This is a genomic window from Streptomyces sp. NPDC040622, assembly GCF_055593965.1.
Genome location: NZ_JBVIXD010000001.1, coordinates 634,921 through 656,231, shown reverse-complemented (window position 1 = coordinate 656,231; position 21,311 = coordinate 634,921). Strand labels below are relative to the sequence as shown.

The 21,311-nt window shown below is 70.3% G+C and carries 18 protein-coding genes; 9 read left to right on the top strand and 9 right to left on the bottom strand.

The genetic code is table 11. The annotated features are described in order from the left end of the window. Window positions 1-2: 2 nt before the first annotated feature. From ACZ592_RS02850 to ACZ592_RS02840, 3 genes are read right to left on the bottom strand one after another with little or no spacing between them, the layout of a single operon-like run. Window positions 3-437: a roadblock/LC7 domain-containing protein gene (locus ACZ592_RS02850; protein ID WP_471579691.1), complete on the bottom strand. Its 435-nt coding sequence runs from the start codon at window positions 435-437 to the stop codon at window positions 3-5. Continuing rightward, window positions 434-3,073 carry a sensor histidine kinase gene (locus tag ACZ592_RS02845; protein WP_471579690.1) on the bottom strand — a complete coding sequence of 880 codons (2,640 nt, stop codon included), beginning with the start codon at window positions 3,071-3,073 and terminating at the stop codon, window positions 434-436. The genes ACZ592_RS02850 and ACZ592_RS02845 overlap by 4 nt, the downstream gene beginning before the upstream one ends. Before the next feature lie 55 nt (window positions 3,074-3,128). After that, the gene (locus ACZ592_RS02840) at window positions 3,129-3,902 is read right to left on the bottom strand and encodes an MHYT domain-containing protein (protein ID WP_471579689.1); all 774 of its coding nucleotides are present in this window, start codon (window positions 3,900-3,902) and stop codon (window positions 3,129-3,131) included. A gap of 152 nt (window positions 3,903-4,054) precedes the next feature. Here ACZ592_RS02840 and ACZ592_RS02835 point away from each other — a divergent pair, with 152 nt between their 5' ends. Continuing rightward, window positions 4,055-4,654, top strand: coding sequence for a class I SAM-dependent methyltransferase (locus ACZ592_RS02835; protein ID WP_471579688.1), 600 nt, complete (start codon window positions 4,055-4,057; stop codon window positions 4,652-4,654). Between the two features lie 11 nt (window positions 4,655-4,665). Here ACZ592_RS02835 and ACZ592_RS02830 read toward each other — a convergent pair whose 3' ends face one another. After that, window positions 4,666-5,424 carry an alpha/beta fold hydrolase gene (locus ACZ592_RS02830; RefSeq protein WP_471579687.1) on the bottom strand — a complete coding sequence of 253 codons (759 nt, stop codon included), beginning with the start codon at window positions 5,422-5,424 and terminating at the stop codon, window positions 4,666-4,668. Window positions 5,425-5,559: 135 nt separating this feature from the next. On the opposite strand from ACZ592_RS02830, the gene ACZ592_RS02825 reads away from it, so the two are divergent. Then, entirely contained in the window at window positions 5,560-6,093 is a 534-nt protein-coding gene (locus tag ACZ592_RS02825) for a PadR family transcriptional regulator (RefSeq protein WP_471579686.1), read from the top strand. On the opposite strand, the gene ACZ592_RS02820 is transcribed toward ACZ592_RS02825, so the two are convergent. After that, the gene (locus ACZ592_RS02820) at window positions 6,070-6,975 is read right to left on the bottom strand and encodes an oxygenase MpaB family protein (protein WP_471579685.1); all 906 of its coding nucleotides are present in this window, start codon (window positions 6,973-6,975) and stop codon (window positions 6,070-6,072) included. The genes ACZ592_RS02825 and ACZ592_RS02820 overlap by 24 nt on opposite strands. A 98-nt stretch (window positions 6,976-7,073) precedes the next feature. Between ACZ592_RS02820 and ACZ592_RS02815 the strand changes: the two genes are divergently transcribed. Together ACZ592_RS02815 and ACZ592_RS02810 are read left to right on the top strand one after the other, a co-directional pair. Further along, entirely contained in the window at window positions 7,074-7,379 is a 306-nt protein-coding gene (locus tag ACZ592_RS02815) for a hypothetical protein (RefSeq protein WP_471579684.1), read from the top strand. A 127-nt stretch (window positions 7,380-7,506) separates the two neighbouring features. Beyond that, a complete protein-coding gene (locus ACZ592_RS02810) occupies window positions 7,507-8,331 on the top strand; it encodes a hypothetical protein (RefSeq protein ID WP_471579683.1) in 825 nt (274 codons plus the stop codon). Window positions 8,332-8,436: 105 nt separating this feature from the next. On the opposite strand, the gene ACZ592_RS02805 is transcribed toward ACZ592_RS02810, so the two are convergent. Together ACZ592_RS02805 and ACZ592_RS02800 are read right to left on the bottom strand one after the other, a co-directional pair. Next, the gene (locus ACZ592_RS02805) at window positions 8,437-8,619 is read right to left on the bottom strand and encodes a hypothetical protein (protein ID WP_471579682.1); all 183 of its coding nucleotides are present in this window, start codon (window positions 8,617-8,619) and stop codon (window positions 8,437-8,439) included. A gap of 200 nt (window positions 8,620-8,819) precedes the next feature. Next, window positions 8,820-9,872 carry an acyl-CoA desaturase gene (locus tag ACZ592_RS02800; protein ID WP_471579681.1) on the bottom strand — a complete coding sequence of 351 codons (1,053 nt, stop codon included), beginning with the start codon at window positions 9,870-9,872 and terminating at the stop codon, window positions 8,820-8,822. Between the two features lie 165 nt (window positions 9,873-10,037). Between ACZ592_RS02800 and ACZ592_RS02795 the strand changes: the two genes are divergently transcribed. The 3 genes from ACZ592_RS02795 (at window position 10,038) to ACZ592_RS02785 (ending at window position 16,144) form a co-directional block, all read left to right on the top strand. Beyond that, window positions 10,038-12,998, top strand: coding sequence for a DEAD/DEAH box helicase (locus tag ACZ592_RS02795; RefSeq protein ID WP_471579680.1), 2,961 nt, complete (start codon window positions 10,038-10,040; stop codon window positions 12,996-12,998). Then, a complete protein-coding gene (locus tag ACZ592_RS02790; RefSeq protein WP_471579679.1) occupies window positions 12,995-14,314 on the top strand; it encodes an SWIM zinc finger family protein in 1,320 nt (439 codons plus the stop codon). Before ACZ592_RS02795 ends, ACZ592_RS02790 begins: the two co-directional genes overlap by 4 nt. Window positions 14,315-14,791: 477 nt before the next feature. Continuing rightward, window positions 14,792-16,144 carry an esterase-like activity of phytase family protein gene (locus ACZ592_RS02785; RefSeq protein WP_471579678.1) on the top strand — a complete coding sequence of 451 codons (1,353 nt, stop codon included), beginning with the start codon at window positions 14,792-14,794 and terminating at the stop codon, window positions 16,142-16,144. Window positions 16,145-16,218: 74 nt separating this feature from the next. Here ACZ592_RS02785 and ACZ592_RS02780 read toward each other — a convergent pair whose 3' ends face one another. Both ACZ592_RS02780 and xylA read right to left on the bottom strand, forming a co-directional pair. Continuing rightward, on the bottom strand, window positions 16,219-16,830 hold the full coding sequence (locus ACZ592_RS02780; protein WP_471579677.1) for a hypothetical protein: 612 nt from the start codon (window positions 16,828-16,830) through the stop codon (window positions 16,219-16,221). 319 nt (window positions 16,831-17,149) lie between these two features. Next, entirely contained in the window at window positions 17,150-18,316 is a 1,167-nt protein-coding gene (gene xylA, locus ACZ592_RS02775) for a xylose isomerase (protein ID WP_471579676.1), read from the bottom strand. Window positions 18,317-18,439: 123 nt separating this feature from the next. Between xylA and xylB the strand changes: the two genes are divergently transcribed. Continuing rightward, complete coding sequence (gene xylB, locus ACZ592_RS02770; RefSeq protein ID WP_471579675.1) at window positions 18,440-19,894, top strand: xylulokinase; 1,455 nt, start codon at window positions 18,440-18,442, stop codon at window positions 19,892-19,894. 14 nt (window positions 19,895-19,908) lie between these two features. Continuing rightward, window positions 19,909-21,126, top strand: a complete 1,218-nt coding sequence (locus tag ACZ592_RS02765) for an ROK family protein (RefSeq protein ID WP_471579674.1) — start codon at window positions 19,909-19,911, stop codon at window positions 21,124-21,126. The last annotated feature ends 185 nt before the right edge of the window (window positions 21,127-21,311 follow it).

Genomic DNA, 21,311 nt, shown 5'->3' with positions numbered 1-21,311 from the left:
GGTCATCCGGCAGTCGGTGGTTGCCCGGCGCATCGCGTCGGGGTGCGCAAGTGCTCCCCCACCCGCTTGACCATGCGGGCCATCTCGTACGCGACGAGTCCGATGTCGGCCGTGACGGAGGTGAGGACGGTCAGGCAGGAACCGTCGCCCGCGGCTGCCACGAAGAGGAAGGCATCGTCCATCTCGACCATGGTCTGACGCACGCCACCTGCCCCGAAGTGCCGACCCGCTCCTTTGGCGAGGCTGTGAAAGCCCGACGCGACGGCAGCGAGATGTTCGGCGTCCTCCCTGGTGAGGGCGGTCGAGGCGCCGACCGGCAGACCGTCGTTGGAGAGCACCACGGCGTGCCGCACCTCGCCTACGCGCAGCACCAAGTCGTCGAGCAGCCAGTCGAGGTCGCCGCTCCGCCCGGTGGGGATGCTCTGGTCCTGGATCATGCGGGATCTCCTTCGCTGCTGTCACTGCCCGGTACGGCCCGTGGAGGGGCTGTGGCCGAACCGCCGGCGCCCGGTAGCGCGCCGCCCCCGCGTGCCCATCCGTTGCGGTAGGCGGTCATGCGGTCGCGCACCAGCTCGGGGCTGCGCTCGTCCTCCTGCCCAGGGCCCGCCGTCGTGGCGCCCGGCGGGTTCTCGGCGGGTCGTTCGCGCAGTTGGGGGGCGAGGCTCGCCTGGCGTACACGGCGTGGCAGTTCGTCCAGCACGTCCTGCGCGTCGGCGTCGGCGTCGGCGACATCGAGCGAACCGTCGCCGCTGGGCCGGGCGTCCGTCGCGTCGTCGGCTTCGCGGCCCTGGTGCAGGCGCAGCGCGGTGACGCCGCGTGGGGGTGGCGCCTCGGCCGCTGCTGCCAGTGCGGGGCGCGACTCGGGGGCAGGAACGGAACTGCTGTTGCTGTGCTGTCGCGGTGTTCCCGGCACGCGCGCGTGCTCCTCGTTCAGGGCGGGCAGGGCGGGCCGGCGTGCCACCGAGTGGGCCTCTGCCGGATGGGCCTCCGCGCTCCCCGCCGTGTCGCTGTGCAGGAGTGCGGTGGGAAGCAGGACGACCGCGGTGGTACCTCCGTAGGGAGACGTGCGCAGGTGCACCTTGACGTCGTGCTGGGCCGCGAGCCTGCTGACCACGAAGAGGCCCAGTTGATCGCTGTCGAAGACATCGAGCGCCTCGGACTGCTCGATGCGACGGTTGGCTTCGGTGAGCGTCTCCATGCCCATGCCGAGCCCTCGGTCCTCGATCTCCAAGGCATAGCCGTTGCCCACGGGTTCGCCGCTGACTCGCACCTTGGTGTGGGGCGGCGAGAACTGCGCGGCGTTCTCGACGAGTTCGGCCAGGAGGTGGGTGAGGTCGGCGACCGCCGTGCCGAGTACCGATGCCGCGGGGAGTTGTCGTACCTCCACGCGCGCGTAGTCCTCGACTTCGGAGACCGCCGCGCGCACCACGTTCGTGAGGGAGACGGGCATCCGCCAGGCCCGCCCCGGTGCGGCGCCGGAGAGGATGATCAGGCTCTCCGCGTGACGCCTCATCCGGGTCGTCAGATGGTCGAGCCGGAACAGGTCGCTGAGTTCGCTCGGATCGTCCACCCTGCGCTCCATGCTGTCGAGGAGGGTGAGCTGCCGGTGCACCAGGACCTGGGTCCTGCGGGCCAGATTGACGAAGACTCCGGAGATGCCACTGGCGAGCTCCGCGCGCTCGATCGCCGCATGAAGGGCGGCCCGGTGGACGGTGCCGAGTGCTTCGGCTACCTGTCCGGTCTCGTCCTCCGCGGGTGGTCCGGGAGGTGCCTCTGCGCGGATGTCGATCTCTTCCCCGGCACGCAGTCGGCGCATGGCGTTCGGGAGTTTGCGGCGAGCGATCTCCAGGGCTCCGTTGCGGAGGCTGACGAGTTCGACGACGAGGCCGCGACCGATGCGTACGGAGATCACGAGTGACGCGGCGACGGCGACCAGTCCGAGCAGGACGGCCGCACCCGCCGGGGTGAGAACTCCGTGGGTGATCGGGTCGGCGCGGTCCGCGGCGCTGCGGTCCGCTCCCTCGTCGATCGCATGGAGCTCGTCCCGCACGGTCGCGTACGCCTTGTCCCAGCCGCCCTCCGGAGCCGCGGCGAGCGCCTTGCGGCCGGGCTCGGAGACGAGCACCTTGTCCTCGGCGGCGCGTACGTCCGCATACGCGGCGCTGTCCTCAAGTTCATGCCAGGCTGCCCGCTCGGACCCGCGCAGGTCCGTGACCGCCGTTTCGGTCAGGGATCTGCGGGTGTCGACGGCGCCGGTGAACAGCCGAAGCCGCTCCCCGTCCAAGGTTTTGGCCGTCCTCGCCGCGGCCAGCACGGTGTCCTCTCGGGCCAGCATTTCACCGGCTCTGGAGAATTCGAGCAGCACACGCGCGTGGGAGCCTTGCCCAGAGTCCTGCATGCCGGTGAGGGCGCCGCCCACGGTGAAGGCCTGCGAGATCGTCTTCGTGTACTGGCCGTACGCCGCGTCCCAACCCGTGCGCCGGTCCAGCACGTCGGCCCGAAGGGAGCGCAGCTCCTCGGCTCCGGCAACGAACGCCTCGAGCCGGTCGGCCACGCGTCCAGGAAGTCCCACTCCGTCCGCGACGGTCCGGTCGTCGCCCAGGCGCAGCTCGTCCACGGCGCGGTCGGTCCGGGCCGCCTGCCTGCGCAGTGCGGCATCGTGGTCGGCGCCGGGCTCGGCCGCGCAGCGTACGGCGGCGGCCCGCTCGGCCTGCAGGGCGGTGACGGCCGTCTCGACCGGGGTGCGTACAGCGGCGTCGACACGTTGGACCTGCCGCAGCCGCGCCACATCCTGCGCTGTGGTAACGGTCGCGTACCCCCACAGGGCGAGCAGCGAGACGACGGGCACCATCAGCAGACACACGATCTTGGCGCGTACGGTGCGCGGCCGCAGTCGCCACCATCCCGCGCGTGAGGGCGCCTTGTACGTCGAGGGTTCGGCGAACTGGTCCTCTCCGTCCGAGGGTTCGTCGGCGGGCGGGCCCGCGTGGGCACGGCGGCCGCGGGCCGGGACTTCCGGAGGCGCAGGCGCCGTGCCTGCGGTCGGCTCGGGAGTGCTTCGGTGGGTGTCCATGGCCTCCTCGCTCGGATGAGTTGCGTACGGGTCGCCCGCATGGCCCGGCGCGTCGCTAGGAGGTGACACCGTCGACCAGCCGCTGGGCCGACACGGAGGCCTTGCGCTCACCGGTCGTCGGGGACAGCGCGACGAAAGCGGAGGTCAGGAAGAGGTAGGAGCCGAGGCCGACGGCGAGAGGGAAGATGAACTGCATCGTCGTCGCCCCCGGCAGCGCCGCACCGGAGGGGGTGACCCGCACGCTCACGGCGAACATCCCGGTGTAGTGCATGCTCGTCACCGCTCCGCCCATCACCAATGACGCCACAGCGACCGCGATCGGGGACTTGATGTTGAGGCCGGCCCACAGGGCGGCGGTCGACGCGACGACCGCGATGACCACGGAGAGCCCGACCAGCATCGGGTCGTACCGCACGTCGCCGTGCAGGCGCAGCGCCGCCATGCCCATGTAGTGCATGCTCGCGACGCCCAGCCCCGTGGTGAGCCCGCCGATCGCGAGCGCCCGTCCTCGGTCGCGGCTGTACCCCACGGCGAACACACCGGCGCCCACGACGGCCATCGCGACGAGAAGGCTCAGGAAGGTCAGCGGCGCGTTGTAGCGGATCTCGGTGCCGGTGACCCCGAAGCCGAGCATGGCGACGAAGTGCATCGTCCAGATGCCGGTGCCGAGGGCGGATGCGGCAGTGATGAGCCAGTTCCGGCGTGAACGCCCCGAGGCGTCCAGCGCGCGGACGGTGCAGCACAGCCCGAGGGCGGCGCCGATGCAGGCCATCGCGTACGACAGCACAGGGGTAAGCCAGCCGAAGGTGGCGTGGTCCAGGTGTCCCATGGCCCCGGGACGCTAGTCCGCCCGGGAGCGCACTACGGGGGCGCATTTCGAAAGCTGATGGAAGATGACAGAGAGACGGCCCTGAACGATCGCGTCACGCTCGAACGAGTGCACCCAACGCGCGTGCGGTTCCTTGCGGGATCATGGGTCGCATGAGCGACGATCACACGAAGGTCCAGGAATTCTTCACCGCCCGCGCGGCCGGTTGGGATGCCCGTTTCCCCGATGACGGGCCCGCCTATCGGGCCGCCGTCGCCGAGCTCGCGCTGAGCCCGGGGTCCGTGGTGCTCGACGCCGGTTGCGGAACTGGGCGGGCGCTCCCGGCGCTCAGGGAGGCCGTAGGGCCCTCGGGGGTGGTGCTCGGCGCCGACCTGACGCCGGCCATGCTGGAGGCCGCGACACATGCGGGCAGGGGCCGGGACGGGCAGCTCCTGCTCGCCGACGTGGCGCGCCTGCCGCTGCGCGAGCAGTCGCTCGACGCCGTGTTCGGTGCCGGGCTGATCGCGCATCTGCCCGCCCCCGCGGAGAACCTCGAGGAGTTGCGGCGAGTCGTGCGCCCCGGAGGGCTGCTCGCTCTCTTCCATCCCATCGGCCGGGCGGCGCTCGCGGCGCGGCAGGGACGGCAGATCACCCCGGGCGATCTGCGGGCGGAAGCGAACCTCGGCCCGCTGCTCGCCGGCTCCGGCTGGAGCATGACGTCGTACGTCGACGAGGACGCCCGCTTCCTCGCCCTGGCGGTACGCCAGGGCTGAACTGGAGCCGGTCAGGGGCGCCCGACGACTGCGGTGACGAAGGCGTCGGCATTGTCGAACATGACGTTGTGCCCTGCTTCGGGCACGGTCACCACCCGTACGCCGGACGCCTCCAGTTCGTCGCGCCCGGTGAGTTCGCCACTCAGGGCGCCTTGCAAGTAGACGCGGTCCGCGCTCAGTTCCATGAGCATCCGGCGCATGCCGGGGCGTGTCCCCGCGACGAGCCCGGTCGCGGTCCGGTGCAGCGCCAAGGGATCCGCAAGGCGCATGGTGGCCGCCCAGGTGGCACCGACTTGTCGGAGCACGCGCGCGTAGCCGCCACCCCTGACGAAGTCCTCCTCCGTGTACGCGGCGATGCGGCTGCTGCCCGCCGTCGCGGGAGGGTTCGGGTCGAGATTGGCCTCCGTGAGAACCAGCGACGTCACCAGATCGGGGCGTCGGTGAGCCAGCACGATGGCCACGGAGCCCCCCATGCTGTGCGCGACGATCTCTGCCCCGGTGGCCCCAGCCTCGTCGAGTGCCGCGGCCAGTGCGTCCGCGTGGTCCTCCAACGTGTAACCGAAGTCGTCGGGACGATCGCTGAGACCGTGCCCGGGAAGGTCCACGAAGAGTGAGCGGCGGCCGGCCAGTTCGGGCCTGGCGGCGATGTGGGCATGGTAAGCGGCGGACGCCGCGCCCAGTCCGTGCACGTACACCCGCGCGGGTTCGGCCCCGTCCACCTCGGTCCACCGCACACGGCTTCCCCGCACATCGAACCGCGCCTCACGCATGACCGCTCCCCGTTCCCGTCGCCGTGTCGCCCGTCTCGCGCACCGCAAGCAGGCCTGACAAGGATACATCGATATCGATGTATAGCGTAGGCGTGGTACAGCGAGTGCGGAGACGAGTGCGGCACAATGCACGGCATGCTCGAACTGGCCATCCTCGGATTCCTCTACGACACCGCCCTGCACGGCTATGAGCTGCGCAAACGCATCACCGCACTGACCGGACACGTACGCCCTGTCGCCGAGAGCACGCTGTACCCCGCCATCAAGCGACTGGAGAGAGCGGGACTGCTCGCCCGCGAGACGCAGCCCGGTGCTGTCGCGGCACCGCGCCACGTCCTGAGCCTCACTCCCGAGGGCAGGCAGGAGCTGCGGAAACGACTCGCGGAGCCGGCGCGGGGTGACATCACCGACGAGAACCGCTGGTTCACCCTCCTGGCCTTCCTCCGCCACCTGGATGACGTGACGGCGCAGGCAACGGTGCTGCAGCGGCGACTTGCCTTCCTGGAGGAGCCCGCCAGCTTCTTCTACGACGGCGAGCGACCGCTGCGCGCGGAGGAGCTCGACGATCCCTTCCGCCGCGGCATCCTCACCATCGCCCGCGCGACGAGCCGGGCCGAACTCGCCTGGCTGCGAGACACCTTGGCGTCACTCGACGGGAGCGGTCGCTGAAGTGGCCTTGTGCGGCACCGGGCACCCGCGAACGCCGGGTACGGGAAACGAACCGAGCTCGGCGACCTCGTACCCGTCGCGGTAGCCCTTGATCTCCCGGTTCTGCCGCGCGTGATGCGGCGCGCTGCGTGTCGGCATGAGGCGCACCGCGCGCCCCCGCAGCCGCACCGCCCCGTTGACCACCGCACGCGTGGCCGCTCCCGGCTGCTCGTACCGGAACGCTCGCAGCAGAGGTTCGTCCAGCAGCGCGAGGGTCGCACGGCGAAGCAGCGGCGCCAGGGGACGCGGGTACCAGGAGGCCATCAGGTTCAGCGTCGCGTCCGACACTCCGCGCGCGCCCTCGTCCCAGCCGAAGTGAGCCTCTTCGTAGTCATCGAGGCACTGCTCGAACTCCCCGTAGGAACCTGGGATCTCCTTGATTCCCAGATGCTGACCGAGAGTGCGGTAGTACACGGCCGCCGCGGCTGTCTCGTGACGCGAGAGTCTGCGCCATCCGTAGGCATCGATCCATCGCTTCGGTACCACCACGAACGTGCACAGTACATAGCGCATGTCGTCATTGGTGATGTCGTAGCTGCGGTGCATCTGGTTGATGCGGCGGATGGCGGTGCGGCCCTTGTCGCTGCCGAAGCCGTGCTCCACCACCGCGTCGAGGAGGAGGGCTGTGTCGTCGTACCTCTTTTGCGTACGGTCCGTCAGCTCGGCTGTCTGCGCGAGCAGTCGACCGATACTGGGTACCGCGTAGGTGCGATAGAGCGCGAGTTCGAGTGCGCGCGTATAGTCCCACGGGAATTCATATGCCGCGCTGAGCCGGTAGATCTCAAGGAAGTCCCGCTCCGGGTCCAGGCGCCTGATCTGCTCGAGCCGCTCGAAACGCTTCACCGTGCGGTCCTCCTTCTGCCGCCGAAACGCCAACTCTACGATGGCAAAGGGTGGATGAGCGATCTGCGGCGGCATCCGCACGGGGGAAGGCAGCCCACATGTTTGACGGACTCCGCAAGTTCTGGCGTGCCGACAAACCGGCGCGGGACGAGGACGAGCGCGCACGCGGTGGTGACGGACGCAGGCGTCCGCACAATCTCTTCGAAGCGGCCGCCGTCTACGTGGCGGCGAGCACCGAGGACGATCAGGAGGAGATGGACAAGGCAGCCGGCTGGGTCTCCCCGGAGGCACTGTCGTTCGGCGTCAGCGAGCTCGCGTGCCGTGCCGTCATCGCCCTCGCTCGGGAACGCGACGAGTCGCCCGCACACGTGGCCCGTTCGCTCCTCGGCTTGCCCGCCGCCTGAGCCCACGTCCGAGCCCAAGCGCTCTCATCCGGCGGTCCGCCGACGATTTTCCTGGTCATCCACCCTCGACGATCTCTGGGGCGAGTGGTTAGGGTGCGCCGACGGATGAAGCGATGGGGAGGCTGGCATGGCCGGAACGGACGACGCTGTCGCCGCCGATGACGACGCGCTGTACGTGCTGACGGCAGTACTCCTGACACCCGCGAAGTTCCCGAGCGTGCTGGGTGACGACTATCCGGAGGCATGTGCGGCGCTCGGTCTCGCGCCGCTCGCAGCCGGGTACGGACTGGTACTCGGTCAGGACCATGAGGGTGCGCGCTGGACGGTCGTCGTCGACGACGTGTCTCTCGTGGCCGTGGCGATCGCCTCCTGGGACTGCGGCATGGAGTACGACCTGTCCCCCGACGAGCGCACGGTGGTCACGGCGCTGCCCGGCTGGCCTCTCGCGGTGGCTGTGGCCGCACCCGATGTGCCGGATCCGCACGACCCCGAACCGGGTGACGACGAGGGAGACCGCCTCCCGCTCACGCCGCCGGAGGCCGACACCTGGGGACCGGCTCAGCGCCGGCTGGGCGCCGACGAGATAGCGCTCCAGTGGGCCGCCTGGCGGGCGCAGGTCGATGACGGTGACTTCGCGACGGACGGATCCGAGGATGCCTCCCCTGCGGAGGGCGACGCGACGCCCGTGACCGGTGTCCGTCGCGTCCTGGCCGAAGCCCGTGCGTACGCGGACAGTCCTCCGCCCCTGGGCCGGGTACGGTCGTCCTTCGCGTCGGGGGACGCGCGTACCCTGCGCGCCGACGGGCTCGGCTGGTCCATGGTCGCCAGGACCGATGACATCGCGTTCGTCCTGTTGGACGAGGAGCCCGGTGAGGTGCTGCCGGTGGGCCGCGGGCCCGAGCTCCCGGCACTGCTTGAGGCCCTCGACAAAATCGCGGTCCGCCCCTCCTGAGCGCGGCCACGGCTTCACGCGCGCGTCCGGCCGATCTGCCGCATCAGGTAGGCGTGCGGGACGCCCACGGGTGAAGACTGCTCTCCTGGGTCACCCGCCAGTACCTCAGCGGCCTATCTCTTTGCGCGTGACGCGGCGCAGCCTTCGGCGCTGACCGGAGTCGAGCGTCAGATAGGCCGCCGCGGGAACTCCGAGCACGATCAGGAGCGCGGCCCACCACGGCAGCCAGATCAGCAGAATGAGCCCGGCCGCCACACCTCCTGCAGCGATCTTCGCGTTCTTCGACATGTGCGTCGCCTCCTTCGCGGCTTCTGCCGCCCTCTGTCTTGGAAACGGGATCGAGCCTCCCACGGTTCCTGACCACGCCCCTGAGAGAACCCTGAGGAGCGACCCCTACTGGTCGCTGACCTGCCGAGGCCCGGCTCACCGGCCCGTCCCGGTCCCCGTGCCGCCAGGTCACCGCGTTCCGGCCCCCTTGGCGTTTCGGCCTACTCGACGCGGAGGGGCTCACCGACCTCGTACATGTGGCGCAGCACCTGCCGGTAGGAGTCGAGGAATCCGGCCTCCGTGTAGCGCATGCCCACGGCGGCGCAGTGAGCGCGCACGACGGGTTGGGCCAGTCGTAGGTGCGGTCGGGGCATGCTGGGAAACAGGTGGTGTTCGATCTGGTAGTTCAGCCCGCCGAGGAACCAGTCGGTGACGAGACCGCCCCGGATGTTGCGCGACGTGAGCACCTGACGGCGCAGATGCCCCCACCGCTCGCCGTCCGGGTCGGGCATTTCCATGCCTTTGTGGTTGGGCGCGAAGGCCAGTCCGAGATGCAGCCCGAAGAGCGCCTGATGGATCGCGGCGAAGGCGATCGCGTGGCCGAGGGGCATGGCGGCGAGCAGCAGCGTCACATAGCCGACGAGGTGGGCGACCAGCAGAAGTCCTTCCGTCACGCGCTCGCGACGGTTTTGCCGTCGCAGGTCCTGGAAGCCGTAGATCTTCATGGCGACGCCCTGGAGGAGCGTCAGAGGGAAGAAGAGCCAGGCCTGATTGCGGGTGAGCCATCGCCTGAAGCCCATACGAACCCTGGCCTGCTTGCTGGTCCACACGAGGACGTCCGCTGCGACGTCGGGGTCCTTCTCGATGTGGTTGGGGTTGGCGTGATGCCTGTTGTGCTTGTCGTTCCACCACGCCGAGCTCATCCCGAGCAGGAGGTTGCCGTGCACGAGACCTATGGCACGGCTTGCGGAACGACTGCCGGTGATCTGCGAATGGCCCGCGTCATGTCCGATGAACGCCGTCCGGGCGCAGAAGACGGACAACACGGGCGCGAGCAGCAGCACCCACCACGTGGTGCCGAGGAGAAACATACCCACGCCAACTGCCGCCAGCGCGAGGGCATTGATCGCGATGGTTCTCGTGTACCACCCGATACGGCGCCCCAGGAGGCCCTGCTCCTTGACCGTGCGCAGGAGAGGGGCGAAATCGCTTCCGTCCCTCTGCCTGTGAGCGGCTGCTGGGGGGCGTTCCGCAACTGCGGCGGCCTGGGGCATGGTGGGTCTCCGGTCTTCGTGACGACGGGCTGACCTGACAGAACGTACGGATCAGTGACCTGCGGCGACCATGGCGGCACCACCCGTGTCCGCCCGGGGGACAGCCCCGCCCGACAGGGGGGTTGCCTACACCCCCCAGCGCGAAGTGTCGTGGATCACTGCCGGATGACCCCCGCGAATCCCCGTCGTGCTGTACTCTCGGCCGCTCCGGTCTCAGTAGTCAAATTTGAGGAATGCGTCATCGCTGTGCACAGGCCCTCTGTCGTGTCCCCCTCCGAGATCTCCGAACTGTCGCGCTGTTCCGTCGTCTTCGTTCCCGCCGACCCGCCGCGCAGTGGCCATGTCGCCTTTTGGCACGCCGACGGCTCGAAGCCGCCGGACGCTGCCGCCGGTACACCCGGAGATCTGACTCTCGCTCTGCCCGGGGACGACGGCGTCGAACTCACTACCGTGCCGGCGGTACTGCTACCCGTCCGCACCGCGCTCCCGGTCCTCACGCGCGCGCGTGCCGCGACGGGGACGCATCCGACGGCCGCCTTCTGGGGAACGGCAGGAGTCGTCGCCCTTCAACTGGCCGCTCGTGGATTGCTGTTGCCCGGCCTGACGTCTACCGATCACGACGCATGGCGTGCCGGCCCCTTGGGTGCCGACGATCTGGCGCGGCTGCGGGACCTGTCCGCAGCGATGCCGCCGGCCGCCCATGCATTGCCCTTGGACGACAGTGTGCCGTTGCGGCTGCCCGAGCCGGAGAACCTGCTGCGCCGGTTCCTTGACGCCGTGGCCGACACGCTCCCGCGCTCCCCTGCCGCACCCCTGGCCACAGGCGGAGCCGTCTTCGCCGCGTCCGAGCCCCACCGTGTTCCCGAGCAGCGCGCCTGGGCCTTGGACGTCGCGGCCGGACACGACGCCGGTGTGCGGATCTCCCTGCGCGTGGAGATCCCCGGGCTCGCCACGGTCACCGAGGACGGCGCCCTGTTGCCGTTCCGCGCCGTGCTGCAGGTGCACAGTGTCAGCGATCCCTCGCTCGTCGCGGACGCCGCCGAGGTGTGGGCCGGGTCCGGTCCCTCGGGGCAAGCCTTCGGACCGCGTTCCCGCATGGACGCCCTGTTGGCGCTGCGGCGCGCCACGCGCGCGTGGCCGCCCCTCGCCCCGCTGCTCTCAGCCACCGTGCCGGACGCGATCGAGCTGGCCGATGAGGACATCTCTTCGCTGCTGAGCGAAGGAGCCCGGATGCTGGCCGTCGCGGGCGTCGATGTGCACTGGCCCAAGGAACTGGCGCGCAGCCTCACCGCGCGCGCGGTCATCGGTCCTCCCGACGACGAGGGCGACGGCGAACGCAAGGGCCCGCACAAGCTCTCCTCGGACACTCCCTCCTTCCTCTCCCCCGACGCCCTGCTCGCCTTCAACTGGCGCTTCGCGCTGGGTGACCAACCGCTGACCCGGGCAGAGCTGGATCGCCTCGCAGAGGCCAATCGCCCGGTGGTGCGCCTGCGCGACCAGTGGGTGCTCGTCGACCCCGAGGAGGCTCGTCGGGCCCGCGACCGGCAGGACCGCAAGGTCAGTCCGATCGATGCCCTCAGCGCCGCGTTGACCGGCACGGCCGAGGTCGGGGGACAGCGTGTCGACGTGCAGCCGACGGGATGGCTCGCCACCCTCCGTGAGCGGCTCTCCGACCCCGAGGGCATGGAGCCCGTGGGGCAACCCGAGGCGCTCGCGGCCGAGTTGCGTGACTACCAGCTGCGCGGCCTGAACTGGCTCGCGCGGATGACCTCACTCGGGCTCGGCGCCTGCCTCGCCGACGACATGGGTCTCGGCAAGACGATCACATTGATCTCGTTGCATCTGCACCGGCAGACGCAGGAGGAGTCCGCGGGTCCCACGCTGGTGGTCTGCCCGACATCGCTGATGGGCAACTGGCAGCGCGAGATCGAGAAGTTCGCTCCTGGTACACGCGTTCGCAGATTCCACGGCGCCCAGCGCAATCTGGAGGACCTGGGGAACGGCGACTTCGTACTCACCACTTACGGCACGATGCGCCTCGACACGGAGAACCTCGCCCTGGCCCCCTGGGGCATGGTCGTCGCCGACGAGGCACAGCACGTCAAGAACCCCTACTCGGCCACAGCCAAACAACTGCGCACGATCGGGACACGCGCGCGTGTGGCCCTCACCGGCACCCCCGTGGAGAACAACCTCTCCGAGCTGTGGGCCATCCTCGACTGGACGACGCCGGGCCTGCTCGGCAAGCTCGGCGCCTTCCGCACGCGCTACGCCCAAGCCGTGGAGGGCGGCACGGACCCGACCGCCGCCGAGCGGCTCGGGCAGCTCGTACGTCCCTTCCTCCTGCGCCGCCGCAAATCGGACCCGGGAATCGCGCCCGAGCTCCCGCCGAAGACCGAGACCGACCGCGCCGTGTCCCTCAGCACCGAACAGACAGCTCTCTACGAAGCAGTGGTGCGGGAAACACTCGCGGAGATCTCCGGTTCCGACGGCATCGCCCGCAGGGGCCTGATCGTCAAGCTCCTCACCGGGCTCAAACAGATCTGCAACCACCCCGCGCAGTACCTCAAGGAGGACATGCCCCGGATCCCGGGCCGCTCCGGAAAGCTGGAACTGCTCGACGAGCTCCTCGACACGATCCTCTCCGAGGACGCGAGCGTGCTGGTCTTCACGCAGTACGTCCAGATGGCGCGCCTCATCGAACAGCACCTCGCGGCACGCGGAGTGCCCTCACAGTTCCTGCACGGCGGCACGCCGGTCACCGAACGCGAGGCGATGGTGCAGCGATTCCAGGACGGTGCCATCCCGGTCTTCCTGCTGTCCCTGAAGGCGGCGGGAACCGGCTTGAACCTGACGCGCGCCGAGCACGTCGTGCACTACGACCGATGGTGGAACCCGGCCGTCGAGGCGCAGGCCACCGACCGCGCGTACCGCATCGGTCAGACACAGCCGGTGCAGGTGCACCGGCTGATCGCGGAGGGAACGATCGAGGACCGCATCGCCGACATGCTGCTGCGCAAACAGGAGTTGGCGGATGCCGTCCTCGGGTCCGGCGAGGCCGCTCTCACCGAGCTGACCGACGCCGAGTTGTCGGATCTGGTGGAGCTGCGAGGGGGTACGCGATGAGTGACATCCATGACGAGACGTACGGTGCCGCGGACGACGACCGGCACAGGGGCACGCAAGCCGACGAGCGGACGTTCGCACCCCTGCCTCCACCTCACGGACGAGGCTTCGCACAGAGCTGGTGGGGCCAGGCCTGGCTGAAGGCGCTCGAAGACACAGCACTTGACCTGCAGCAGCTCAAGGCAGGGCGCCGGCTCGCGCGTGCGGGTGCCGTGGGCGCGGTCTCCGTGCGCCCCGGGCGGATCACGGCGGTCGTCAAGGACCGCGACGGCACGCCCCACCGTTCCGATGTTCTGCTGCAGGAGCTGGGCAGCGAGGAATGGGACCGCTTCCTGGGGATGGCCGTCGAGCGGGCGGGGCACATAGCGGCGCTCCTCGACCGCGAGATGCCACCACACCTGGTGGAGGATTCCGCGGCGGCAGGCGTCGAACTCCTGCCCGGCATCGGCGACCTGGAGCCGGAGTGCGACTGTGACGCGTGGGACCACTGCGGGCACACGGCCGCGCTCTGCTACCAGGTGGCGCGGCTGCTCGACGAGGATCCTTTCGTTCTCCTGCTGATGCGCGGAAGGGGGGAACGGATACTCCTCGACGCCTTGCAGGTCCGCAGCGCATCGCAGGCCGATGCACCGGAGCCGGAGGGCTCCCAGGATGCCGTCCCGGAAGGCGTCAGCGCCGCGGAGGCCTACGCGGACGGCGCGATCCTCCCGCCGCTGCCTGCCCTCCCTCCACTGCCCGCAGAGCCGGGTCTGCCGCCCTCGCTCGACACGGAGGCGGCTCCCGCGCCGGGCCTCGATGTGGCGTCGGTCGAGTTCCTGGCCGCGCAAGCAGCGGTCGAGGCACACCGAATGCTGGCCGACGCGCTGGCTCAGGGGCATGAACACCTGCCGGTGGACGACGAACTGACCAGCGGTGAGGACGCTGTGCGGCTGGCGGCGGGGCAGCCCGACATCGCGGTCGCGGAACGGCTCGCGGAGGCGTCCGGACGCGGGCGGGACGGCCTCGCGCTCGCCGTGCGGGCCTGGCGGTACGGCGGCCGGGCCGCGCTCCGCGTGCTCGAGGAGGAGTGGGCGCCGAAGGACGAGGCGCTGGCACGCGCGCGTGCCGCCCTCGACGCCGCGTGGGAGGAGGACGAACGGCCCCGCCTCCGTGCGGCCCGTAATCGCTGGACCGCGGTCGACTCGAACGCGCAGCTGCGCCACGGGCATGACGGCCGCTGGTGGCCCTACCGCAAGGAAGGCGAGCGTTGGGCCCCCGCAGGGCCTGCGGCCAACGACCCGGCGACAGCTCTGGCCGTGGCAACCGGGCGCGAGTGAGCCAGCGCTTGCCCCCGAGCAGGCGGGGAGGTCCGCCGACACCTCGGCACCGCGCTCCCACGCGGCGGATCAGAGTGGCTGGAAACGTTCGCGGCGGCCACCAGCGCGTGCACGACGTGAGTGCGTGCGCCGGGAACACCGGCGCACGCACTCCCCCTGACCAGCGATTGAGCGCGGCCATGTCATCCCCCAACGTGGATGACGTTGGTCCAGGGAGGTCTGACCGCATGAACCTCCCAGGCGCAACAGCGGGACATCGGGTTCGTCAGCGCTGTCCGTACGGCCTAACCGAAGGGGGTTGATCCGGGCACTGTGCCCCATGGGCACTGATCGGACCGGTGGTCGACGGCGGCGCCTCCCGCCCCTCGCGGGAGGCGCCGTCGGCACGTCTCCCGCCGTTCACCTGACGGCTCCCTCGCGTTCGTGACAGCGGCGAAGTCTGGCCGCTGTCACCGCACCCGTGCTCCAGGAGGCCCGATGTCCCCGCACGCCGTCCGTAAGGGCCGTGTACGCCGTTTCGCAGCGATCGGCACCCCGCTCGCCGTAGTCACCGCCCTCGCGGTGGCCGGCACAGCCACCGGCCAGCAGACGAACGGCGGCCACAAAGAGGCGCGCGTCACCAAGACCGCTGTCCTCGGGGACATTCCCCTCGGCGCCTTCAGCAACGCACTGCTCCCCGGAACCGTGAAGAACGACCGCGGTGTGGAGCTCGGCGGAATCGGCAGCGACCTTTACCCGGCGGGCCGCAAGGGTGAGTTCTGGACGGTGACCGACCGGGGGCCCAACGGCCAGATCAAGGTGAACGGCAAGAAGCGCCGCACCTTCCCGGTACCAGGCTTCGACCCGGCGATCGTGAAGATCCGGATTGCCGGGGAGAAGGTCAAGGTCGTCTCCGCGCTGCCGCTGACCACGACCTCCGGAAAGCCCGTCACGGGGCTGCCCAACCAAGAGGGGCGCGACGAGGCTCCGTACACGTACGACGCGAAGGATCCTGTCCCGTACAGCCCGAACGGACTCGACACGGAGGGCATCGTACGGGCGACGGACGGCAGCTTCTGGCTGGTCGACGAGTACGGACCCTCCCTGATCCACGTCTCCGCGCGCGGGAAGGTCATCAAGCGTTACGTTCCCCAAGGACTGAAGCTGCGCGGCGCCGACTACCCGGTGGTCGAGGCGTTGCCCGGAGTCCTGCTGCACCGCAAGACGAACCGCGGCTTCGAAGGGCTCGCCCAACTGCCCGGTGGGGACCTCGTCATGGCCGTGCAGAGCCCGTTGTCCCTGCCGGACCAGGACGCCGGTGACGGATCACGCACCGCGCGACTACTGCGCTTCTCACCGAAGAAGCACGCGGTCACCGCCGAGTACCCCTACCGGTTCGACCCCGTGGATGTCGTCGATCCCTCCGAGGACGACACCTCCGAGCTCAAGATCTCCTCCGTGGTCGCCGTCGGGCGCGACCGGCTGCTCGTCCAGGAGCGGACCGACAAGGCCGCGCGCATCCAGGCCGTCACCTTGGGCCGTCGGGCAGACATCCTGGGGAGCAAGTGGGACAAGGGCATGACACAGCCCTCCTTGGAGCAGCTCGACGACCCCGCCGCCTCCGGAGTACCCGTCCTCGACAAGCGTCTGGTGGTCGACCTGGGCACCGTCGACGGCGTGCCCGGCAAGATCGAAGGCATCGCCAGGGTGGACAGCCGCACCCTCGCCCTCATCAACGACAACGACTTCGGGATGAGCGACGGGCCTGAGGCGTTCGACCACGACGGTCGGCTGGTGGACAGCGGGGTGGAGACGTCGGTGACGTACGTACGGCTGCCTCGGAAGTACTGAAGAAGTACTGAGGAAGTACTGAGGAAGTACTGCCTTAGAAGAGGTCGGGTACCTACTGCGGAGGGACTGTTCCGTCAGGACAGTGGCTTGGTGAGCTTGTGCAGTCCCGCGCCGCTGTCCCCCGCCAGACTGCACGCCACATCGTCGATGCCCGCCTTGTAGCCCGAGGCATCCGGGTACTGCACCAGAGTGCCTCGCACGGTCCCGGAGGGCTGACTGCGTGCTTTGCGTGTCAGGGGTCCGTCGCACAGGTCGGCCGCTGCCTGCCTCAGGGACGCGTCGGTCGTGTAGGAACCGTTCAGTTCGGTGCGCTCGACGATCTCGGCGTCGTGCGGTTCGTTGCACGATCTCTTCACGTCCTGACCCGGCCTGGTGCTGTCGATGTCGAAGCAGTCGCCGACCTTCAACAGGTAGTACGGGACTTGGTCGTCCGCCGGCGAGGGCACGACCGAGTCCAGGCCACTAGGGAAACCGGTGGGCAGTGACGGACGGTCGGTCGGCAGCGAGGGGACGCCGCTCGGCAACCCGGTGGGCAGTTCGCTCGGGATTCCCGAGGGAATGCTCAGCGATGGCGTGGGTTCGGACGTCGTGCTCCGGCTGGCTTCGGCGGGACCCTCCTTGCCGTCGCCGTCGTCGCCGGTGACCACCAGTACCACCGCGACGACGACTCCCACGGCAACGATCACCGCGAGCAGGACGAACAACGCGTTCCGGCGCCCGGAAGGCCCTCCCGGCGGCGGGGCCGGCGGCCACCCTCCCCCTCCCGGCGGCGGGGCCGGCGGCCACCCTCCCCCTCCGGGTGGCGGCCCGAACCCGCCACCCGGAGCCGGGCCGTACCCACCCCCTGGAGGTGGCCCGTACCCGCCGCCGCCTGGCGGCGGGCCACTGGGCGGCGGCGGGGGCTGCGGCGGAACGGGCGGTATGGCCATACCATCAAGAGTCGCCTCGAACCGGTCATAAGGCGAGCCCTGTGCGGGAGTTGACGCAACGCGGACGAGGAAGGGCTCAGCCTCGCGCCGCCAGAAGATGATCCATGGCCAGCTGGTCGAGGTGCTCGAATGCCATGCCGCGCCCGGCGGCCTCATCGACGTCGAACGCCTCATAGGCACTTCGGTCGGCGAGCAGCCCGGCAAGCCCTTCATCGGCCGTGGGAACCGCCAGTTCGTCCAGGCGCGCGGCACGCAGCGCGTCCCGGACCTCGGGGTCGGCGCGGAAGGCAGCCGCGCGCTCGCGCAGGATCAGGTAGTTGCGCATGCACCCTGCAGCCGAAGCCCACACGCCTTCGGTGTCCTCCGTACGCGGCGGTTTGAAGTCGAAGTGCCTCGGGCCCTCGTAACCGCCCCGCTCCAAGAGATCCACCAGCCAGAAGGCGCTGCGCAGATCGCCGGCGCCGAAGCGCAGGTCCTGGTCGTACTTGATGCCGGTCTGGCCATTGAGGTCGATGTGGAACAGCTTGTCCGCCCACAGCGCCTGCGCGATGGAGTGCGGAAAGTTCAGGCCCGCCATCTGCTCATGACCCACTTCGGGATTGACTCCGAACAGTTCGGGCCGCTCCAGGCGCTCGATGAACGCCAGGGCATGACCGACGGTGGGCAACAGGATGTCGCCGCGCGGCTCGTTCGGCTTCGGCTCGATGGCGAAGCGCAGGTCGTAACCCTGGGTGGTCACATACTCGCCGAGCAGGTCGAAGGCCTCCTTCATACGATCGAGCGCGTTGCCGACGTCCTTCGCGGCGCCGGATTCCGCCCCTTCCCTGCCGCCCCACGCGACGTAGGTCCGCGCACCCAGTTCGGCCGCGAGATCAATGTTGCGGATCGTCTTGCGCAGCGCGTAGCGGCGCACGTCACGGTCGTTGGCGGTGAACCCGCCGTCCTTGAAGACGGGGTGGGTGAAGAGGTTCGTGGTGGCCATCGGCACGACAAGCCCCGTCGCGTCCAACGCCTGCCGGAACCGCTTGATGTGCCCCTCGCGCTCCGTCTCGGACGATCCGAACGGAATCAGGTCGTCGTCGTGGAACGTCACTCCGTAGGCCCCGAGTTCGGCGAGGTGGCGCACCGAGTCCGCCGGGTCGAGCGCGGCCCTGGTGGCGTCCCCGAACGGGTCCCTGCCCTGCCAGCCGACGGTCCACAGGCCGAAGCTGAACTTGTCCTCAGGAGTGGGCTGGTAGTTCATGTGCGGCTCCCTCACCTATTTCGTCATGGCGCTTTACAAATTAGTATCCGAGGGCGCCGCTGGGAAGGTCGTGGAAGAAACTCCGGGGCGGGCCCGGGGAGAGTCGCAGGAACGGAGAGCGTCATGTCATCAGCGCCCACAGTCCAGGGGCCGCTCGTCGTCGGCGTGGACAGTTCCACGCAGTCCACCAAGGCCCTGGTCGTCGACTCGGCGAGCGGCCGGGTCGTCGCGAGCGGACAGGCGCCGCACCGTGTCACCACGGGTGAGCACCGGGAGAGTGACCCCCAGGACTGGTGGGACGCCCTGTGCGCGGCCCTCCATCAGTGCGGGCCGGCTGCCCGGGAGGCCGCCGCGGTATCGATCGGCGGTCAGCAGCACGGCCTCGTCACACTCGACAAGAACGGCGGCCCGGTGCGCCCGGCCCTGCTCTGGAACGATCTGCGATCGGCCCCGCAGGCACGGAACCTCGTCGAGCGCCTCGGCGGGCCCAAAGTGTGGGCCGATCGGGTGGGCAGCGTTCCAGGGCCGTCGTTCACGGTGACGAAGTGGGCCTGGCTCGCGGAGAACGAGCCTGCCGCGGCCCGCGCCACCGCCGCCGTGCGCCTGCCCCACGACTACCTCACGGAACGCCTCACCGGCCTCGGCACGACCGACCGGGGTGACGTCTCCGGAACCGGCTGGTGGGCCTCGGGAGCGGAGCAGTACGACGAAGACGTTCTCGACATGGTCGCTCTCGATCCGGCACTGCTGCCCCGCGTCGCCCGACCCGGCGAGGTCGTCGGCACCGTCCGGGGCAGCGGCGAACTGCCCTTCTCCAAGGGCACGCTGGTCGCCCCCGGCACCGGCGACAACGCGGCCGCCGCCCTGGGGCTGGGGCTGCACGCCGGCACAGCCGTCCTGAGCCTCGGCACCTCCGGCACCGTCTACGCGGTCTCGGAACGCCGCCCGGCCGACCCGACCGGCACCGTGGCGGGTTTCGCCGACGCGCGCGGCGCCTGGCTGCCCCTGGCCTGCACCCTCAACTGCACGCTCGCCGTCGACCGGGTGGCGGCGCTGCTCAGCCTGGAACGCGACGCGGTGGAAGCGGGAGGTTCGGTCACCCTCCTGCCCTATCTGGACGGCGAACGCACGCCGAACCTGCCGCACTCCTCCGGTGTACTGCACGGCCTGCGGCACGACACGACACCAGGACAGCTGTTGCAGGCCGCGTACGACGGGGCCGTGCACTCCCTGCTCGGAGCGCTCGACCTGGTCCTGGACCCGGACGCCGACCGCTCGTCACCGCTGCTGCTCATCGGAGGCGGAGCACGCGGCACGGCCTGGCAGCACACCGTCCGTCGCCTCTCCGGACGCCCCGTTCAGGTCCCCAAGGCCCAGGAGTTGGTCGCGCTCGGTGCCGCGGCGCAGGCGGCCGGCGTCCTGACGGGCGAGGATCCCGGCGCGATCGCACGACGCTGGGGCACGGACCAGGGCCCCGTCCTCGACCCCGTCGAGCGGGACGAGGCGGCGCTGTCGCGGATCTCCGGGGTACTCTCCGACGCGGCGCCACTCCTGGAAAGGGCGCCCCATGGGGAGTGAGGACTGACCGAGGCATGACCGCACCGCTGCACGACGAACGCCGGAACAGGTCCGGTGCGCGGCTGCCCGACACCCAACAGGGGATGCGCCGCCGCAACCTCTCGCGGGTCATGCACGCCGTGGCCGCGCACGGCCCGCTGTCCCGCGCCGCCGTGGCCTCCCGGATCGGGCTGACACGCGCCGCTGTCTCCACGCTCGTGGACGAGTTGATCCGCTCGGGGCTTCTCGACGAACTGGGACCGGAACGTCCGGGACGGGTGGGCCGCCCCGGGTCCGCCCTCGCGGTGAGCGCGCGTGGCCCCGTCGGGATCGGCGCCGAGGTGGGGGTCGACCATCTCGCGGCATGCGCGGTGGACCTGCGGGGTGAGGTGCGAGCGCGCGCCGTGCTGCAGGCCAAGAATCGCGGGCGATCACCCGGACCGCTGCTGAAGCAACTGGCCGAACTGGTGGAACAGGTGAGCTCCGAGACGCGCCGGGCCGGCCTGGCACCCGCGGGCCTCGCAATCGCCGTTCCCGGCCTGGTCGCCCGCGACACCCGGACGGTCGTCCGCGCGCCCAACCTCGGCTGGCGCGACATCGACCTGGACCGGCACCTCACCACGGAGCTTCCGCTCACCGTGGACAACGAGGCCAATTTCGGTGCGCTCGCGGAGCTGTGGCTCGGCGAGGATTCCTCCGAGGACTTCCTGCACGTCTCGGCGGAGATCGGCATCGGTGCCGCCCTCGTCGTCGACGGGCGGCTGCTGCGAGGAACGCACGGATTCGCCGGCGAGCTGGGGCACGTTCCCGTGCGACCCGAGGGGCCGCCGTGCCCCTGCGGCGGACGCGGTTGCCTGGAGCAGTACGCGGGCGCGGAAGCGGTGCTCCGTGCCGTGGGCCTGGAACCCGGCGAAGGGCGGGGTGAACTCCTCGCGGAACGGGCCACCGCGGGCGACGAGACGGTGCGGCGCGCACTGCGCGACGCCGGAACGGCGCTGGGAATCGCGCTCACCGGCGCGGTCAATCTGCTGGATCCGCAGGCCGTGGTGCTCGGCGGCGCGCTGTCGCGCCTCGCCCCGTGGCTGCTGCCCGCCCTGGAACAGGAGTTGACGGAGCGGACCGCAGGACGGGCCTGCGGTCTGACGGTGTCCGGCCTGGGACCGGACGGGCCCCTGCTGGGCGCGGCGCACTCGGTTGCGCGGTCCGTGTTGGACGATCCTGTGGGGGTGGCCGGGACGGTGCGTGGGGCGTAAGCAGGGGTGCAGGGTGTCAGGTGGGTCAAGTGGGTCAGGGCTGTAGGAGGCGCTCGCCTCTCGCCACGCTCGCCTCTCGCCACGCTCATCGCTCTGGCCGTCTGGCCGTCTGGCCGTCTGGCCGTCTGGCCGTCTGGCCGAAGCATGGCCTGAACTCCCCCGGCTTCTCTCCCTCCCCTTTCCCC